16 protein-coding genes are annotated in these 16332 nt (G+C 59.1%); 11 read left to right on the top strand and 5 right to left on the bottom strand.

Features of this window, described 5'->3' with window-relative positions; genetic code table 11:
• Positions 1–60: 60 nt before the first annotated feature.
• From KR100_RS10520 to KR100_RS10510, 3 genes are read left to right on the top strand one after another with little or no spacing between them, the layout of a single operon-like run.
• Positions 61–969 carry an NAD(+) kinase gene (locus tag KR100_RS10520; RefSeq protein WP_038548627.1) on the top strand — a complete coding sequence of 303 codons (909 nt, stop codon included), beginning with the start codon at positions 61–63 and terminating at the stop codon, positions 967–969.
• On the top strand, positions 966–1643 hold the full coding sequence (locus KR100_RS10515; RefSeq protein WP_038545659.1) for a response regulator transcription factor: 678 nt from the start codon (positions 966–968) through the stop codon (positions 1641–1643). The genes KR100_RS10520 and KR100_RS10515 overlap by 4 nt, the downstream gene beginning before the upstream one ends.
• 2 nt (positions 1644–1645) lie before the next feature.
• Positions 1646–2059, top strand: a complete 414-nt coding sequence (locus KR100_RS10510) for a DUF192 domain-containing protein (RefSeq protein WP_038545656.1) — start codon at positions 1646–1648, stop codon at positions 2057–2059.
• Here KR100_RS10510 and KR100_RS10505 read toward each other — a convergent pair.
• The gene (locus tag KR100_RS10505) at positions 2046–2768 is read right to left on the bottom strand and encodes a hypothetical protein (RefSeq protein ID WP_038545653.1); all 723 of its coding nucleotides are present in this window, start codon (positions 2766–2768) and stop codon (positions 2046–2048) included. The two genes, KR100_RS10510 and KR100_RS10505, sit on opposite strands and share 14 nt — an antisense overlap.
• A 108-nt stretch (positions 2769–2876) precedes the next feature.
• On the opposite strand from KR100_RS10505, the gene KR100_RS10500 reads away from it, so the two are divergent.
• Positions 2877–3659, top strand: a complete 783-nt coding sequence (locus tag KR100_RS10500; protein ID WP_038545650.1) for a glycosyltransferase — start codon at positions 2877–2879, stop codon at positions 3657–3659.
• Here the strand turns inward: KR100_RS10500 and KR100_RS10495 are convergent.
• Positions 3649–4917: a bifunctional cobalt-precorrin-7 (C(5))-methyltransferase/cobalt-precorrin-6B (C(15))-methyltransferase gene (locus tag KR100_RS10495; protein ID WP_038545647.1), complete on the bottom strand. Its 1269-nt coding sequence runs from the start codon at positions 4915–4917 to the stop codon at positions 3649–3651. The two genes, KR100_RS10500 and KR100_RS10495, sit on opposite strands and share 11 nt — an antisense overlap.
• 35 nt (positions 4918–4952) lie before the next feature.
• Here KR100_RS10495 and KR100_RS10490 point away from each other — a divergent pair, with 35 nt between their 5' ends.
• Positions 4953–5228, top strand: a complete 276-nt coding sequence (locus KR100_RS10490; RefSeq protein WP_051847467.1) for a hypothetical protein — start codon at positions 4953–4955, stop codon at positions 5226–5228.
• Between the two features lie 123 nt (positions 5229–5351).
• On the top strand, positions 5352–7865 hold the full coding sequence (locus KR100_RS10485; RefSeq protein ID WP_038545644.1) for a GH116 family glycosyl hydrolase: 2514 nt from the start codon (positions 5352–5354) through the stop codon (positions 7863–7865).
• A gap of 106 nt (positions 7866–7971) precedes the next feature.
• Here the strand turns inward: KR100_RS10485 and KR100_RS10480 are convergent, their stop codons facing one another.
• Positions 7972–9057, bottom strand: a complete 1086-nt coding sequence (locus tag KR100_RS10480) for a helix-turn-helix domain-containing protein (RefSeq protein WP_038545641.1) — start codon at positions 9055–9057, stop codon at positions 7972–7974.
• Here KR100_RS10480 and KR100_RS10475 point away from each other — a divergent pair.
• The gene (locus KR100_RS10475) at positions 9056–9544 is read left to right on the top strand and encodes a DUF3122 domain-containing protein (RefSeq protein WP_038545637.1); all 489 of its coding nucleotides are present in this window, start codon (positions 9056–9058) and stop codon (positions 9542–9544) included. The two genes, KR100_RS10480 and KR100_RS10475, sit on opposite strands and share 2 nt — an antisense overlap.
• Entirely contained in the window at positions 9544–10608 is a 1065-nt protein-coding gene (ribD, locus tag KR100_RS10470) for a bifunctional diaminohydroxyphosphoribosylaminopyrimidine deaminase/5-amino-6-(5-phosphoribosylamino)uracil reductase RibD (protein WP_038548621.1), read from the top strand. The genes KR100_RS10475 and ribD overlap by 1 nt, the downstream gene beginning before the upstream one ends.
• Here ribD and KR100_RS10465 read toward each other — a convergent pair.
• Together KR100_RS10465 and KR100_RS10460 are read right to left on the bottom strand one after the other, a co-directional pair.
• Entirely contained in the window at positions 10605–11276 is a 672-nt protein-coding gene (locus KR100_RS10465; RefSeq protein ID WP_038545633.1) for a potassium channel family protein, read from the bottom strand. The two genes, ribD and KR100_RS10465, sit on opposite strands and share 4 nt — an antisense overlap.
• A 93-nt stretch (positions 11277–11369) precedes the next feature.
• The gene (locus KR100_RS10460) at positions 11370–12044 is read right to left on the bottom strand and encodes an SOS response-associated peptidase (RefSeq protein ID WP_038545630.1); all 675 of its coding nucleotides are present in this window, start codon (positions 12042–12044) and stop codon (positions 11370–11372) included.
• A 114-nt stretch (positions 12045–12158) separates the two neighbouring features.
• On the opposite strand from KR100_RS10460, the gene KR100_RS10455 reads away from it, so the two are divergent.
• From KR100_RS10455 to argF, 3 genes are all read left to right on the top strand, one after another.
• Positions 12159–13367, top strand: coding sequence for a glycosyltransferase 61 family protein (locus KR100_RS10455; RefSeq protein WP_156098047.1), 1209 nt, complete (start codon positions 12159–12161; stop codon positions 13365–13367).
• A 76-nt stretch (positions 13368–13443) separates the two neighbouring features.
• Positions 13444–15315, top strand: a complete 1872-nt coding sequence (gene ftsH / locus KR100_RS10450; protein ID WP_038548618.1) for an ATP-dependent zinc metalloprotease FtsH — start codon at positions 13444–13446, stop codon at positions 15313–15315.
• Between the two features lie 55 nt (positions 15316–15370).
• The gene (argF, locus tag KR100_RS10445; RefSeq protein WP_038545624.1) at positions 15371–16318 is read left to right on the top strand and encodes an ornithine carbamoyltransferase; all 948 of its coding nucleotides are present in this window, start codon (positions 15371–15373) and stop codon (positions 16316–16318) included.
• Positions 16319–16332 lie beyond the last annotated feature (14 nt).

Below are 16332 nucleotides of genomic sequence, written 5' to 3'. Positions count from 1 at the left end.
CTCTCGTCCCGGAAACCCTGATTCCCATAGGCTGAACAGGCCTTTCGCCGGATGCGATCAGTGCCTCGCATCGGACTGATCGTCAACGACAGCAAGCCGCTTGCTCTGCAGACGGCGGACACAATCCAGCAGCGGCTTGAGCAGGCTGGTCACAGCGTCGCCCGCGCCAGCAGTTCCGGTGGGCTGGTCGGCTTCGCCAATCCCGATCAGCATCTCAGGCTGCTGGGTTACAACGCCTGCGTGCCGGAGGGGTTTGATCAGGCCATGGCGCTGGCGATCGTGCTGGGCGGTGATGGCACCGTTCTGTCTGCGGCTCGGCAGACGGCTCCTGTCGGCGTGCCCATCCTCACAATCAACACCGGTCACCTCGGTTTTCTGGCGGAGGCCTACCTGGCCGATCTGGATCGGGCGCTTGAGGTGATTCTCACGCAGCAGTGGACGATCGAGGAACGCAGCAATCTCGTGGTGAGTGTGATGCGCGGCGATCAGCGGCGCTGGGAGGCCCTTTCCCTGAATGAAATGGCGCTGCATCGCGAGCCACTCACCAGCATGTGTCATTTCGAGATCGCCATCGGGCGCCATGCGCCTGTGGATATCGCTGCGGATGGTGTGATCCTCTCCACCCCCACAGGTTCAACGGCTTACGCCCTGAGTGCCGGCGGACCGGTGATCACCCCTGATTGCCCAGTGCTGCAGCTGGCGCCGATTGCTCCCCACTCGCTGGCGTCGAGGGCGTTGGTGTTCAGCGATCGCGAGCCTGTCACCATTTTTCCCGCCACGCCCGAGCGTCTGATGATGGTGGTGGATGGCAGTGCGGGTTGCTACGTCTGGCCGGAAGATCGGGTGTTAATCCGTCGCAGTGATCACCCTGTCCGGTTCGTGCGTCTTGTGGATCACGAGTTCTTCCAGGTGCTCCGCAACAAGCTGGGATGGGGGCTCCCCCACATCGCCAAGCCGGATCGGCCATGAATGCTGAGCCCCTGTTGCTGCTGGTCGGAGAGGATGCCGTGGCTCTGGCGTCTCGCCTGACGGCTTCGGGGTATGCCACCGTCGACTGGCTCAGTGCCGGTGTTGCGTCCAGTCATGTCAAAGCCGGAGATGAGCCTGCAGCGGCGATCCTCTCGGCGGATCACGCGCCCCTGATTGCTGATCTGCGTCAGAGGTTCGGCCCGATGCCGATTCTTCTGGATCTTCAGCACGACAGTGTGGAAGCACGCTCGGCTTGTCTGCGTTCGGGTGCGGACGACTTCTGGTTGTCAACGAACGGTCCGAGCGACCTGTTGATGCGTCTGAGGCTGCATCGCACGATTCAGGACCGCATCGGCAATCGCCCTGCCCTGTTGGTTGTTGAAGATCTCAGTTTGGATCCGATCAACCGGCAGGTGCGGCGGGGTTCCAGGCCGATTGCTCTGACCGCCCGTGAGTACGCCTTGCTTGTAGTGCTGATGCGTCAGACCGGACGGGTGTTCAGCCGAGATGAGCTGCTACGGCTGGTCTGGCAGGACGAGCGCGTTGGCAGCAGCAACCTGGTGGAGGTGTATGTGCGCTACCTGCGCCAAAAGCTCGAAGAGGGCGGCGAGACCAGATTGCTCAACACCATCCGTGGCCTGGGTTACTGCCTTGGCACCCCTTCACGGGCCTGAGCATGGAGGCATCAACGCCACCACCTCAGCACCTGCCGGTGACGGCGGAATGGTGTCTGTCAGCGGAGCGCTGCATTGCCCTAGAAGTCGCCAGAACCCCTGAGCAGCAACGTCTTGGACTCATGCAACGTCCTGAGTTGCCACCGTTGCGCGGGATGTGGTTTCCCTTCAACAGAGCCAGGCGTGCCCGCTTCTGGATGCACAACACTCTGGCTCCGCTGGACATGGTGTTTCTGCGCGAAGGACGGGTGATTCACATCGAGTCGGATGTGCCCGTCTGCCCTGACCTTCCCTGTCCAAGCTACGGGCCAACGGAGTGGGCGGATGGTGTTGTCGAGCTGGGTGCCGGTGAAGCCAGGAGGCTTGGGATCGGCACCGGGCAACCATCGCACATCCAGCGGATCAGATCAGATTGATATCGTCTGCCGAAAGTTCCGGCGAACCTTCCACGATCCCGAAGAATCCGCCCTGATCACCAAAACCCTTCTTGTCGCCGTTGGAGTTGAAATAAAGCTTTCCTGATTTTTTCTCGTAGATGAAATCAACGTCCTGCTTGGCAAGTTTCTTGGCTTGCTTTTTGTTCTTTGCTTCTGCAAATGTCGCCTCTTTCTTGTTTCCCTTCAAGAAAGACTTGCCTTTGATCACAATTTTGTCACCGTCGTCAATCTCGAAATCCGACACCTTGTCTGCTTTTTTCTTGCCGAAGTTGTTCTTTTGCTTGTAAACGAAGTAGTCGGCCCCATCCTTGCCGGTCATGGTGTCAACGCCTTTGCCCGAAACGATGGTGTCTGATGAATCGGTGCCGATCAGTTCCTTACCCTTTTTGCCACTTGATTTGATAGCTTTTTTGAGTGAGAGCTTGATTTTGCTGATCGAATCGAAGTCACTCGTTCCATCGTTGTCATCACCATCTGGGTCATCTCCGTCTGGTGTGCCATAACCGTCGCCGGACGGAGCGCCACCCTGGTCCGGCGTTCCGTAACCATCTCCAGAGGTGCTGCCGCCCTGGCCTGGCGTGCCGTAACCATCTCCAGAGGTGCTGCCGCCCTGGCCTGGGGTTGCGTAGCCATTCCCAGTGGCTCCTGTGGTTAAACCTGGAGTTGAATAACCGCTTCCAGTTGTCATGCTTTAAAGTATTTCGCGGAGATTAACCTTTCAGTCGAATAAAGTCAACATTTCTCCGTGCATAATGTTCTGCAAGTTTCTTGAACGTTGTCTTCTCAGGGGTCGGTGATGTCTTCGATTCAATTGGGAATTTCTGTCTACGGGCAGTCGCTGTTTCAACTCCGTCATTGCCTTGAAAGTTGCCTGAGCCAGCAAGATGAACATTTTCAATTGCAGATATCAATCCGTATCGATGGTCCCGCTGTAGATTCGGCAGCAGAGGATGTTCGAGCTTATCTGAGGTCAATCGCTGAGCAGGAACGGGATGTGAGTCTTGAAGAAGGAAATGAGCGACTGGGAACGTTCGGCTCGTATCGGAAGATCTTTTCAGATTCCCATTCTGATTATCTCTGCCAGGTTGATGCTGATGATGCCCTGGCTCCTGCAGCCCTGAGGCGATCGCTGGATCTGATGGATTCCTATGGAGATGCGTCGATTCTGTACACAGATTGTATTGAGATGGATGTTGATGGTTGTCCCATCCGGCTGTCAAAAAGACAGTCTTTGCCTTATTCAGAAACAAACATTCTTGTCCAATTCATGACATTTCATTTGCGTATCGTTCGTCGTCAGGCTTACGAGTCAGTGGGTGGTTATGACGCAGGTTTGAAATATGTCGGTGATTACGATCTCTCCTTGAAATTATCTGAAGTTGGAGATGTGATCTACTTACAGAGGCCTCTGTATCTTTATCGCGTTCACGACAATAGTGAATCTCAGAAGCATCGAGGTGATGCTGATCGGGAAGCATTCAGGGTCTGCCGTGCCGCTTTGAAAAGGCGTGAGCTCGATTCCGCTTACACCCTGATTCAGCATCAGGATGGATCCATGGAATTGAAGCTCATCGCCTGAGTTGATGGCCTGTTGGGGCAAGGCCTTTCAGGATGAACGCCGGATTCATCGGATTCAGCCTGGTTCCATCGCCGAGAGGCACTCCGCGCCATGCCTGAACCTGGCTGAGCCCAACAGTTAGTCCGGCCGCTTCCATCAGAGGCCGGCATTCAGCAACGGCTTCGAGGGTGGCAAGAGGGACCACGACAACTCCCTCTGGTTTTAAACGCGATAGAACGACTTGCAGCAGTTCGGCACGCTCGCGTCCGCCGCCGCCGAGAAGCACCCGGTCCGGTCGAGCGAGCTCGTGGGGAAGGTCGGCATCGGCGAGTTTCCGTGCATCGAGTTCCAGAACCGATGCGAGATGCACCCCCAGCCGCTTGGCATTGGCCTGGATCAAGGCGGCACCACCACCACGAAGCTCGACCGACAGCAACTGCAACTGGGGCCGAAGGCGCAGGGCTTCAAGCCCAACGCTTCCGGTTCCGGCCCCGATGTCCCAGAGAACCCCCCGTTCCGGCAGTTGCAGATCAGCCAGCAACTGAACGCGCACCTCGCGTTTGGTCATCAAGCCGGGATGGTCGTTGTGCTGCAGAAACTGGCCGTCTTCAATGCCGAACAACGGCAGATCATGGGGCGATGGCGGGAGGTCCGTCTCGGCGATCAAGACCGTCAGCGACAGACGGGAGAGGTCATCCGGCAAGGGTTCAGCGACATCGAAACGCCTCACCTGTTCGTGTGGATGGCCGAGATTTTCACAGATCCAGAGCTGATAGGCGGCATTGAGGTCGCTCGCCAGCAACGTGCGGCGCACTGTTTCGGCTCCGCCCTGATCGGGGTCGGTGAGAACGGCGAGGGCTTCTGGCCGTTTCTGCAGTGCCTTGGCCAACGGCTCAGGGGAACGGCCATGCAGGCTCACCCAGGAGGCGTCCTGCCATGGGCGCCCGAGGCGTGCAAAGGCGAGTTGAAGAGAGGTGGGAGAGGGGTGGAACCGCAGCCGTTCCACGCCAAGTTGACGTTGCAGGATCCGTCCGATGCCGAACCAAAGCGGATCACCGCTGGCCAGAACGACAGCTGAGGCTTCCCGTTTCAGAACATCACAGAGCGCTCTGGGGTCGTCCGTTGCGACCAGGGCTTCCTGGGGCCTGTCCAGCCATTGGGCCAGTGCCGGGTGCTGTCTGATCGGTGCAGCGACCGTCTCCGCCCGCCGGATCAGCTGTTGCAGGGCCGCAGGCAGCGATTCGGGAGCGCCGGCGTCTGTTCCGATCACATCGATCATGCAGGCATTCTGAAAGCAAGCCGGATGGTTCCCAGATGTCTGCGCAACACCATTCATCCCGACACCATTCATCGCAGACCCGTCGACAACGCCTGCATGACCTTCTGCTGGCCCTGATTGCCCAGCAGGGAGAGCTCACGCTGATGGATGAGGACGTTCCGGAGCCAGGCGTCTCCGCGGAACCAGCCCGATGGCTGGATCGCAACCGTCGCACGTTGCAGCGCTACCAGGCGCTGGTGCGCACCGCCGTCACGCTGGATGCTCTGTTGGATGCCGAGCATCCGTGGGATGACAACGCCGACTGTTCCTGAGCACCGAGCTGTTCCCAGGCGATGGGCTGGTGTCTGCAGGCCGGCATTCTCCTGCGATTGAGCCAGCCAAAAGCTGGCTGATCGGTTCAGGTCTGGCAGTCTGGGGCGACTGTTTGCTGATCCATGGCGCCTCTGGGTCTGTCCGCTCTGCGCAATCTGCTGCGCCGTCGTCCCCGTTCCCAGCCCTGGACAGCACCGGAAGCCAGCTGGAGCCGTTCCTTTGGCCTGGGCTGGCAGGAGCCCTATTCGGTCCGATACGCCAGCAACCTGGATGATGGGCCCTGGCACGGCATGCCCTTCGGTGGATTCGGTGCAGGCTGCATCGGTCGCAGTTCCCGTGGTGATTTCAACCTCTGGCATCTCGACGGTGGGGAGCACTGGTATGGAACGATTCCCGACTGTCAGTTCGCGGTTTGGGAGCGCAACGGCGACATACGTCGTGCCCATGCCTTGGCCACGGCTCCCGATGGGGATGCATCCCGTCCTGATCAAGCCAATCCGCTGAGTGCCTGGTCCTGGTATCCGGCCAGCACAGACGAGGTAGAGACCGGCCGTTATGCCGCCCGTTATCCGCTCAGCTGGAACCACTACAGCGCTGTTTTCGCCGCGGAGATCACCTGCGAGGCCTTCAGCCCGATCCTTCCCGGGGACTACCAGCGCACCAGTTATCCGTTGGCGGTGTTTCGCTGGCAACTGCGCAATCCCACCAGTGAACCCCTGGAGCTCTCGCTGTTGTTGAGCTGGCGAAACATGGTGGGCTGGTTCACAAACACCGATGCCTCGGCTGAGGTGCATTTCCGCGACGACGGCAGCCCGGAGCACAACTACGCCCCGGCGATCGGCAATGGAGAAGGCCAACGCAACCGTGCTGTTGATCAGCCTGGATTGACGGGACTTCTCCTCGAGGGCCGTGAATCCAGCCCGATCGCCGAAGGGGAAGGCCAATGGTGCCTGGCAGTGCCGGACAACCTTGAGGCTGTTCAGGTGATGCGTTGCAGCCGCTGGGACCCCAGCGGGGATGGTGCTGAGTTGTGGGAGTCCTTCGCCGCGGAAGGGCGAATTCCTGAAAGCGACAACGACCGTGCCAGTCGGCCGGGAGAGCAGGCCAGCGCAGCCATCGCCGTGAAGGTGACTCTTGCGCCTGGAGAGAGTCGTGAGATCCCGATGGTGATCAGCTGGGATCTGCCTGTCACCGGCTTTGCCTCAGGCACTCAGGACCTGCGGCGCTACACGGACTTTTTCGGTGCTGACGGTCGACAGGCCGTCAACATCGCTGCTGAAGCGCTGCGGGACTGGAGACACTGGCGCCAGCAGATCGAGCAATGGCAGGCCCCTGTCGTGGAACGTCGGCAGCTGCCCGAAAATTTGCGGATGGCTCTCTTCAATGAGCTGTATGACCTTGCCAGTGGTGGCAGTCTCTGGACGGCTGCTCGACCTGGTGACCCTGTCGGTCGCTTCGGCGTTCTCGAGTGTGTTGACTACGCCTGGTACGAGAGCCTTGATGTAAGGCTCTATGGATCATTCGCGTTGTTGCAGCTGTGGCCCGAGCTCGACAAGGCCGTGCTGCGCAGTTTCGCGCGCGCGATTCCGGCAAGCGATGCCACGCAGCGGCCGATCGGTTGGTATTTCACCCAGGGACGCGGTCGGGTTGAAGCCGACCGCAAGGTGGAAGGAGCCACACCCCACGACCTCGGCGCCCCCAATGAGGAGCCGTTCGATGCCACCAATTACACCGCTTATCAGGATTGCAACCTCTGGAAAGACCTGGCGAGTGATTACGTGCTTCAGGTATGGCGGACGTTCCTGCTTGCTCCCACCGGAGAGGATCTGAACTTTCTGGCGGAGTGTTGGCCGGCCGCGGTTCAGGCCCTTCGCTATCTCAAACGCTTTGACGTCAACAACGATGGCTTGCCAGACAATGGCGGAGCTCCGGACCAGACCTTTGATGACTGGCCGCTCAAGGGCGTCAGCGCCTACTGCGGTGCACTCTGGATCGCAGCGCTTGAAGCAGCCCTTGCCATGGCTCAGCGGTTGCAGTTGGAACTGGGACTGGAGACCAGTCAGGACCAACACGACTTCAGCCATTGGCTGGAGCAGTCGCGATCCAATTTCGACACGTTGCTATGGAATGGCGAGTACTACCGGATCGATGCTGAAAGCGGCACTCCAGTGGTGATGGCTGACCAGCTGTGTGGAGACTTCTACGCCCGTCTGTTGAACCTTCCCCCTGTCGTGAGTGAGGCCAACAGCCTCAGCACGCTCGGGGCTGTGAAAGAGGCCTGTTTTGAGCGATTTGATGGTGGACGTCTCGGAGTGGCAAATGGTCTGCGTCGCGACGGCACACCACTGGACCCGGATGGAACCCATCCTTTGGAGGTGTGGACCGGTATCAACTTCGGCCTTGCTTCCTACTACAGGTTGATGGGCGATAAGAACACCGCCGAAGCGATCTGCTCGTCGGTGGTGGATCAGGTCTACAGCGGTGGTTTGCAGTTCCGCACCCCGGAGGCGATCACCGCGGTGAAGACCTTTCGGGCTTGTCATTACCTCCGAGCGATGGCGATCTGGGGGCTCTGGGCCACGGAGACCGATTGGGCCACGATTCCCGGTGCCGCTCAGCCTGCGTTGTCATCGTGATCTGGGGGGCCGTGCGCTGCAGGGTGTCTTTTGGCAACTCACCGAAGATCAGTCGGTCGTCGCGGGCAACGTCATTGCGGCTTTGGAATCCGCAGTGAGCTGCGATTCAGCTTGACGACAGCATTCGTCCGGACTTCATCGTGTCCAAGGGGGATTCTCCAAATGCTTTGCGGTAGTCGCTGGCAAAGTGATTGCGACTGCGGAAACCGTAGTGGGATGCAACTTTTTGAATGCAGTTGCAGCCCATGTCCTCCATCCGCCGCGGACTTTGCAGGACGTACTGAACCTGCTGCAAACGAATCCATTTCAAGAGGTTCATCGGACCGACACCGAACACGTCCCGACAACTCACCGTGATCGTGGTGCTGGAGGTGAAGATGCTGCGGCAAACCTGGTTGAGAGTCAGTGCGGAGGTGCTGTTCTCGAAGGCGAAATGAATCAGGTCCCGAATCAGGGCGTGGCGGTGGGGTGACGGCGCCAGCCCAAGATCAACTCCATGCTCGTCACTGAAACTGTCCAGCAACTGGGCTTCGAGCAGATCGATTCTCAGGTCATTCGGCGCTTGGTTTGGCTGGAGTGGCCTGATCTGCAGCAGCGCACGGATACGTTGGAATTCCTTTCCTGGAAGCACTGCCGTATTGCTGGTTTCAAACGCCTCCATGAATGAGCCGGAGGCATCCAGCTTCTCGAGGGATTTGAAGAGTTCAAGGGGAATCAGCCCGATCGATAGGTGTGATCCAGGGGTCGTCTGAAAAAATGCCTCCGTCAGTCCTCTGCAAAACCCATGCAGCGAGTAGGGGGGGATTGGGTCTCCCCAGACGCGGTGCATGTCCGTTTGTGATGTGTTCTCGAGGCAGAACGCCAGGTAATTCGGATTGCGTTGTCCCTGCACCAGTAACGATTGATTGGACTTCATCGACACGAGGGTGAGGTCAGCCGCCCGCTCCACCAGGATTGATCCCTCAAGCTCACCAGGGGTCATCTGGACACAATGCAGATCAAACCCCAGTGATCTCCAAAAGCTGGTCAGCTCGAGAACGCTTTTGAAGTACCCGCCTGTCATCAGCTTGGGTTGTGTTGTCGAGAGATGATGCAGCCGCACAAGTCGGTCGTACCCACTCAGGAGATATTCGGTTTCCCTCTCCGGACAGGGACTTGTTGCATACGCTGGACCCTTGATGGACAGATTCATGCGTCGTCTGGTCTGCAGTTGCTTCGTTGCTGTTCTGATGTTGCTGCTCACCCCCGCCGTGGCCTGGGGGCAGATTCATCAACACGAAAACGAAGCTGGTACGGCGATGGTGCGCAGTCTTGAGAGTCTGCGGGATCTCGACTACGACAGCTGGCAGGCGGTCGCTTACCGCGAAGGCCCTCCAGGTCAACCTGTGGTGCTGCGCATCGTTGGCTATCCGGGCAAGGTGCGGCTCGATCACCCAACAGGTCTTGCCGTGTTGGCGGGACGCCGCGAATGGGAATTGACCGATATCACTCTCGATAACCCCGCTTTGGCCCGTGATGGTCGTGAGGCTGCAGCTGAATTCGCCCTGGATCCCTTGCTCAACGATCTCAGCAACAACAGGCCATTGCGCCTCGTTCTGCCAGGAGTGTTCACTGAACTACCGGTTCCGCCTTTTGTTGTCGGTGAATGGCGGGCCTTGCAGGAGATGCCGTTGAGTTGATGTGGGAGCACTGGATGCGTCGGGCCCTGCAGCTGGCGGCCCTTGCGGATGGCCAGACCAGTCCCAATCCTCAGGTGGGTGCTGTCGTGCTGGATGCCCGTGGAGAGCTTGTCGGCGAGGGATTTCACGCTCGTGCTGGCGATCCCCATGCGGAAGTCGGCGCTCTCGTACAGGCAGGTGCACGTGCCAAGGGCGGCACTTTGGTGGTCACGCTCGAGCCCTGTTGCCATCACGGCCGTACTCCGCCTTGCACCGAAGCGGTGATCCAGGCAGGGGTGCAACGGGTGGTGGTGGCCCTGCAGGATCCGGATCCAAGGGTCTCTGGAGCCGGAATTGACTGTTTGAGATCGGCTGGTGTCGAGGTCATCACCGGTGTTCTGCGGGATCTGGCTGCTGAGCAGAACCGAACCTTTCTGCACCGCGTGACGACCGGTCGCCCCTGGGGTGTCCTCAAGTGGGCCATGAGTCTTGATGGACGCACGGCTTTGCCGAGCGGAGCCAGTCAGTGGATTTCGAGTTCCAAGTCCCGCCGCTGGGTGCATCAGCTGCGGAGCGGATGCGATGCCGTGATTGTGGGTGGCGGGACCGTTCGCCAAGACGATCCTCTTCTGACCAGCCGCGGGAAACGAACACCGGAGCCTCTGCGCGTGGTGCTCAGCCGCAGCCTCGACCTGCCGTCCAACGCGCAGATCTGGGATGCAACGGTGGCGCCAACGCTGGTGGCCCACGGACCGGAAGCATCTGATCGACAGCTGCCCCCCGGAGCGGACCCCCTTCCGCTTGATGTGTGTGATCCGCTGCACCTGATGCGCGCACTGGCTCGTCGAGGCTGCAACCGGGTGCTGTGGGAATGCGGGCCGACGTTGGCCGCGGCAGCACTACGCCAGGGCTGCGTTCAGGAATTGGCAGCTGTGGTGGCACCCAAGCTGCTCGGTGGAGCGGCTGCTCGAACGCCTCTGGCCGACCTTGGCTTTGAGCGGATGGATGAGGTCAGTGAACTGGAGTCAATCAGTTGCCGTGCTCTCGACAGCGACTGGTTGATTCAAGGCCGGCTGCTCAACTAATCGCGGCTGCTGCTGCTGACGAAACGTCCAATCAAAATCCCCAGAACGATTGCGAGATAAAGCGGTCCAACGATGCTTGTGGCGACGCTGATTGTGCGTGCCATCGGCAGCATCGGCGTGATGTCGCCGAATCCCAGCGTTGTCAGACAAACAAAGGCGAAGTACGTGATCTGGGTGAACACATCACCAACGGCGAGCACATTGACCGAGCCCCCGATCATGTACTCCGCTGACAGTTCGAGAGGAGCGAAACTGCCCGGCTCGATTGTTTCCACCGCGCTCATGATCAGTGCGGCTGTCAGGCCGAGATGTAGATAACCAGCGACGGCTCCCATCAGCATCGCCTCATTGATGACGGGTTCTCGCGAGATCTGCATGATCAGTCGGCGAATGCTCCAGGCCACAAGCACCCCCCAACTGAGAGCCAGCGGCACGCCGCTGTACATCAGATCGAGGGGCGTCAGAAGCCACAGCCACATGGCAACGACGGCAACGGCGCCCAGCAATCGATAGACGAAGTTGGCCCAGGCATGGGTGTCAACATCACGCACCATCACCTGCGTCAACAGCAGGGCGATGAGTGAATACATCAAAAATTTGTAGCGAATGAGGGACGGAAAGGCGAGTCCACCCACAAGCAACATTGTCAGCAACAGGAGCAGCTTCAACTGGCCGCTGCTTTGAGGGCGAGGAGGTCTTGACTCGATCACCCGCAGCGACCTGAACACAACTCCTTAAGGGTCTGGAATCCACCAGGCCTGTCAAGGATTGAACGGTGCAATCCCTTCCAGAGCCAGCTGTTGGCTGGATGCTGACCCTGCCTGACGGGCGATCAGCGTGCGCGTCCATCCCTGGCTGTCCCCCGGTTCCAGCAAGGGCTCAAGCGCCTGTCGGTGCATGGCATCTCCGGGCTCAAGCCACGCCTCTTCGAGCCCATTGGGAATGATCACAGGCATGCGGTTGTGAACTGGCTGCACCAGAGGATTGGCCTCGGTGGTGATCACACAGCACGTTTCCACTTCGCTGCCATCGGACCCGATCCAGCGATCCCAGATCCCGCCCAGCCAGAAAAGTTGCTGATCGAGCCGCTGAATCCGGTGGTCTTTTTCGAGATAGCTGCTGCAGGGGATCAGACAGCGGTGATGGCGCCATGGACCGCGAAAACTGGCCTTCTCCGAGAGCGTTTCCGCACGGGCATTGAATGGCCTTGGTCCCTGCGTTGGGTCCTTGACCCAGCCTGGCATCAGGCCCCAGAGCACATGGGCGATCCGGGCTCGTCCGTGCTCCTGACGCAGAATCAGCACCGGTTCCTGGGGGCGGATCAGCGATCGGGCTGCGTAATGGTTGAGCCAATCCGCATCGTCATGGTCCAGCCATGGCCTGAGCTGGCTGATCAGTTCAGCCGCAGGCGTGTCCAGGCAGAAGCGACCGCACATGAGTCGAGCAGGATCTCAGATTGAGATCCTCATGAGTGACGTCAGGCAATCTTGAATCCTCTCAGTGAATCCCACAACAGCACGCTGGCCTCCCTGCCAAGGCGCTGGAGGATCGTGCCCGAGTTCACCGGTCTTGCTCCGGTCTGGTTGCAGAAGGTTCCTGGTGTTCTTCACACGAATGATGGTCTGATCGCCCTCAGCGATCCCTGCGATTTGACGGTGCTCCGTTGGAATTGGTTCGGTGGTCAGGAGGATAAAAATTTTTCGCTGAATTCATATCGGAACTGGATCTGGCTGTGCCAGCGCGATCGGAGAGAATTGCATCACTTTTATGGCAAAGATTCGCAGGCGCCATTTTTCAGATTAGATCCAGATAATTCGGGATTCCTTGATCTATGTTGGCCTGATATTTCACCTCCTATCCCTCAAGTCAACAGGACGCAGACATTGCTGGTTCCGGTGCGTCCATTTAATGAGTACTCCACGACGCATTTTGGTCATTTTGTAATTGAGCTTCTCCCCTTAATGCTTGTTGCCCAAAGGCTGAGGATTCCTGTTCTGACGAGCCTCTCTCTTCCGGTCTGGGCTCTTCAGCTTCTCCAGACAGCGGGGTTGAGCAGTCTGGTCGGTTGGATCAGGAGCATGGATTCCTTTGCGCTGTCAAGCCATCGATTGCCGAGGGCAACGATTCAATCCGCTGGCATTCGTTCTCGACTGATTCGGCTTCAGCCTTCCTTGGCTGCTGGATTGTTGACCAATCTCTCCAAGCGGCCAGAACGTTTCTTGCAGAGCCGACAGTCTGGAGACATCAAAGTGGCGGTTCTGAGTCGTCAGAAACATCCTGATCATCGTCGCTGGATCAATGAGTCTGAACTCCATAACAGCCCTACTCGACATGACTATGTGCAACTTTTTCCAGAAGAATTGGGTGTGATCGGGCTTCACCAGAGACTGCTCGACATCAGGACAGATGTTGTTCTCGCAGCGATCGGATCAGCGGCCTATCAGTTGTTTTTGAACCCGGAATCATCTCATCGGGTTCTGCTGCTGTGTGGTCGATTCGATTTGTCGTCTCCATCCCGTTGGTTCTCGACTTATGAGCCTTTCAGAGCGCGGTTCTGGTTCCTTTGCGAGGAGATGAACGGCCAGCACGACTGGAATGAAGCCTTTCGGCACGCTCCAGCGGATATCGATCGTGCTGTTTCCCTGCTGACCGACAGACCGTTTCTCGAGACTCCTGTCCGCGTCGGTCCTGCTGCATGTCTCGTGCCTCCCGGATGTCCGTTGCCTTCGATGCCTTCATTCGGCGTTGATTTCGGCTGATGACCGACCGTTCGGTTCTCCCACCCGTTGTCGGCTGAAGATCCCTCGTAGCGTGATCGGATACCTGTCTGCAGCCATGCCGATCCGTCAGGACGACAATCGCCCGAACCGTCGATTCAGCATCATCAATCTCGTGCTGATCGGGTTCGGAGTGCTGCTCCTGGCCAGCAGCTTCATTCCTAATCCTGCGGCGCAGGTTCCGCGGGTTCCGTACTCGCTCTTCATCGATCAGGTGAACGACGGAGCGGTCAAGCGCGCCTACATCACCCAGGAGCAGATCCGCTACGAGTTGGCTGAGCCTGAGGAAGGAGCGCCTCCGGTGCTGGCGACAACGCCGATTTTCGACATGGATCTGCCCCAGCGTCTGGAGACCAAGGGTGTTGAGTTCGCAGCAGCACCTCCGAAGAAGCCCAATATCTTCACCACGATCCTCAGCTGGGTCGTGCCCCCGCTGATCTTCATCCTTGTGCTGCAGTTCTTCGCTCGCCGATCGATGGGGGGAGGTGCTCAGGGAGCTCTGAGTTTCACCAAGAGCAAAGCCAAGGTTTACGTCCCCGATGAAGAGTCGAGGGTCACCTTTGCAGATGTGGCCGGTGTTGATGAGGCCAAGCAGGAGCTCACGGAGATCGTGGATTTTCTCAAAACGCCAGAGCGCTACGCGGAAATTGGTGCACGCATCCCGAAAGGTGTCCTGCTGGTTGGCCCTCCCGGCACCGGCAAGACCCTGCTGTCCAAGGCCGTCGCCGGTGAAGCCGAGGTGCCGTTCTTCATCATCTCCGGATCGGAATTCGTTGAACTCTTCGTGGGTGCCGGTGCTGCTCGCGTTCGCGACCTTTTCGAAGAAGCGAAGAAAAAGGCGCCCTGCATCATCTTCATCGATGAACTCGATGCCATCGGCAAGAGCCGTTCGGGCTCCATGGGCGTCGTTGGAGGCAATGACGAGCGGGAGCAGACCCTCAACCAGCTGCTCACCGAGATGGACGGTTTCACCGCACAGGACAAACCCGTGATCGTTCTGGCGGCCACCAACCAGCCTGAGGTGCTGGATGCGGCCCTGCTGCGCCCGGGTCGTTTTGACCGTCAGGTCCTTGTGGACCGTCCAGATCTCTCAGGCCGCAAGACCATCCTTGAGATCTACGCCGGCAAGGTGAAACTCGCTGACGCCGTCGATCTCGACAGCGTTGCCCAGGCCACCAGCGGCTTCGCAGGAGCTGATCTTGCCAATCTGGTCAATGAAGCCGCATTGCTGGCCGCCCGGGCGCACCGCACAAGCGTCGAGCAGCAGGATCTGAGCGAGGCGATCGAGCGCGTTGTGGCGGGTCTCGAGAAAAAGAGTCGCGTCCTGCAGGACGACGAGAAAAAAGTCGTTGCATATCACGAAGTGGGCCACGCGATCGTGGGCCATCTCATGCCCGGCGGCAGCAAGGTGGCCAAGATCTCTATCGTCCCTCGGGGGATGAGCGCACTTGGCTACACCCTGCAACTCCCCACGGAAGAGCGTTTCCTGAATTCCAAGGAGGAGCTTCAGGGTCAGATCGCCACCTTGCTGGGTGGTCGATCCGCTGAGGAGATCGTGTTCGGCAAGATCACAACCGGGGCGGCGAACGATCTCCAGAGGGCCACCGACCTGGCTGAGCAGATGGTGGGGACCTATGGAATGAGTGACACCCTGGGCCCGTTGGCCTACGACAAGCAGGGCGGCAACCGCTTCCTCGGCCAGGGCAACAACCCCCGCCGCTCCGTCAGTGATGCCACCGCTCAGGCGATCGACAAGGAAGTGCGTGGTCTGGTGGACAAGGCCCACGACGATGCTCTTGAGATCCTGCGCCAGAACCATGGTTTGCTTGAAACCATCGCCCAAAAGATCCTTGAGAAGGAGGTGATCGAAGGGGATGATCTCAAGCAGATGCTGGAGGCCAGTGTCCTGCCGAACACTGTCGAGGCTTGATGGCACTTGACGTCAAGCCCTTCCATCTCCGATAAAGCTCCTTTAGAGCGCTGGCATGGCCACAGGCGTTGCAGCTGCACTGACCGCCCTGAGCGGCCGTGACTACCTCTCATCCGCTGACTGCTCCGCGGATCAGACCCACGGACTGATTGATTTGGCCCACCAGCTGAAGTGTGGTGATCGCCGCATCGAACTAGGCAACCGCGCGCTGGGGCTGATCTTCAGCAAGGCGTCAACGCGAACCAGAGTGAGTTTCCAGGTGGCGATGGCCCGTTTGGGAGGGCAGACGGTTGATCTCCAGCCCGGCGTGACGCAGCTTGGGCGTGGTGAGCCGTTGCAGGACACCGCGCGCGTGCTTAGTCGTTACTGCGATGTGCTGGCGGTGCGTACCTTCGCCCAGCAGGAAATCGTTGACTACGCCCACTGGGCCACGGTACCGGTGATCAATGCCCTCACAGACCTGGAACATCCCTGTCAGGCCCTCGCAGACTTCCTCACCATGCAGGAAAGCCACGGCGACCTGGCCGGTCAGACGCTCGCCTACATCGGAGATGGCAACAACGTTGCCCATTCCCTGATGCTTTGCGGTGCTGTGCTCGGCGTGAATGTGCGGATCGGCTGCCCAGAGGGATTTGAGCCTCTGCCAGGCGTGCTCGAGCAGGCTCGTTCTCTGGCGCAGCAGGGTGCCCAGATCGATGTGATGGCGGATCCCTCCGAGGCTGTTCGTGGCGCTCAGGCCGTGTACACCGATGTCTGGGCCTCGATGGGGCAGGAGCAGGAGCAGAAAGAGCGTGAGCAGGCCTTCGAGGGGTTCTCCGTCGATCAGGCGCTGATGGATCAGGCGGCCAAAGGAGCCATCGTTCTGCACTGTCTGCCTGCCCATCGCGGCGAGGAGATCACTGCCGAAGTCATGGAGAGCGCGGCAAGCCGGATCTTTGATCAGGCAGAGAACCGGTTGCATGTCCAGCAGGCGCTGTTGGCAGCGGTCATGGGTGGTTTATGAGCCCTCGCAACGCT

Origin of the sequence: Synechococcus sp. KORDI-100 (assembly GCF_000737535.1) — a bacterium.
In the GTDB taxonomy this organism is placed as follows: domain Bacteria; phylum Cyanobacteriota; class Cyanobacteriia; order PCC-6307; family Cyanobiaceae; genus Parasynechococcus.
The sequence above is the reverse complement of the archived record's forward strand: the minus strand, read 5'-3'. Positions and strand labels throughout refer to the sequence as shown.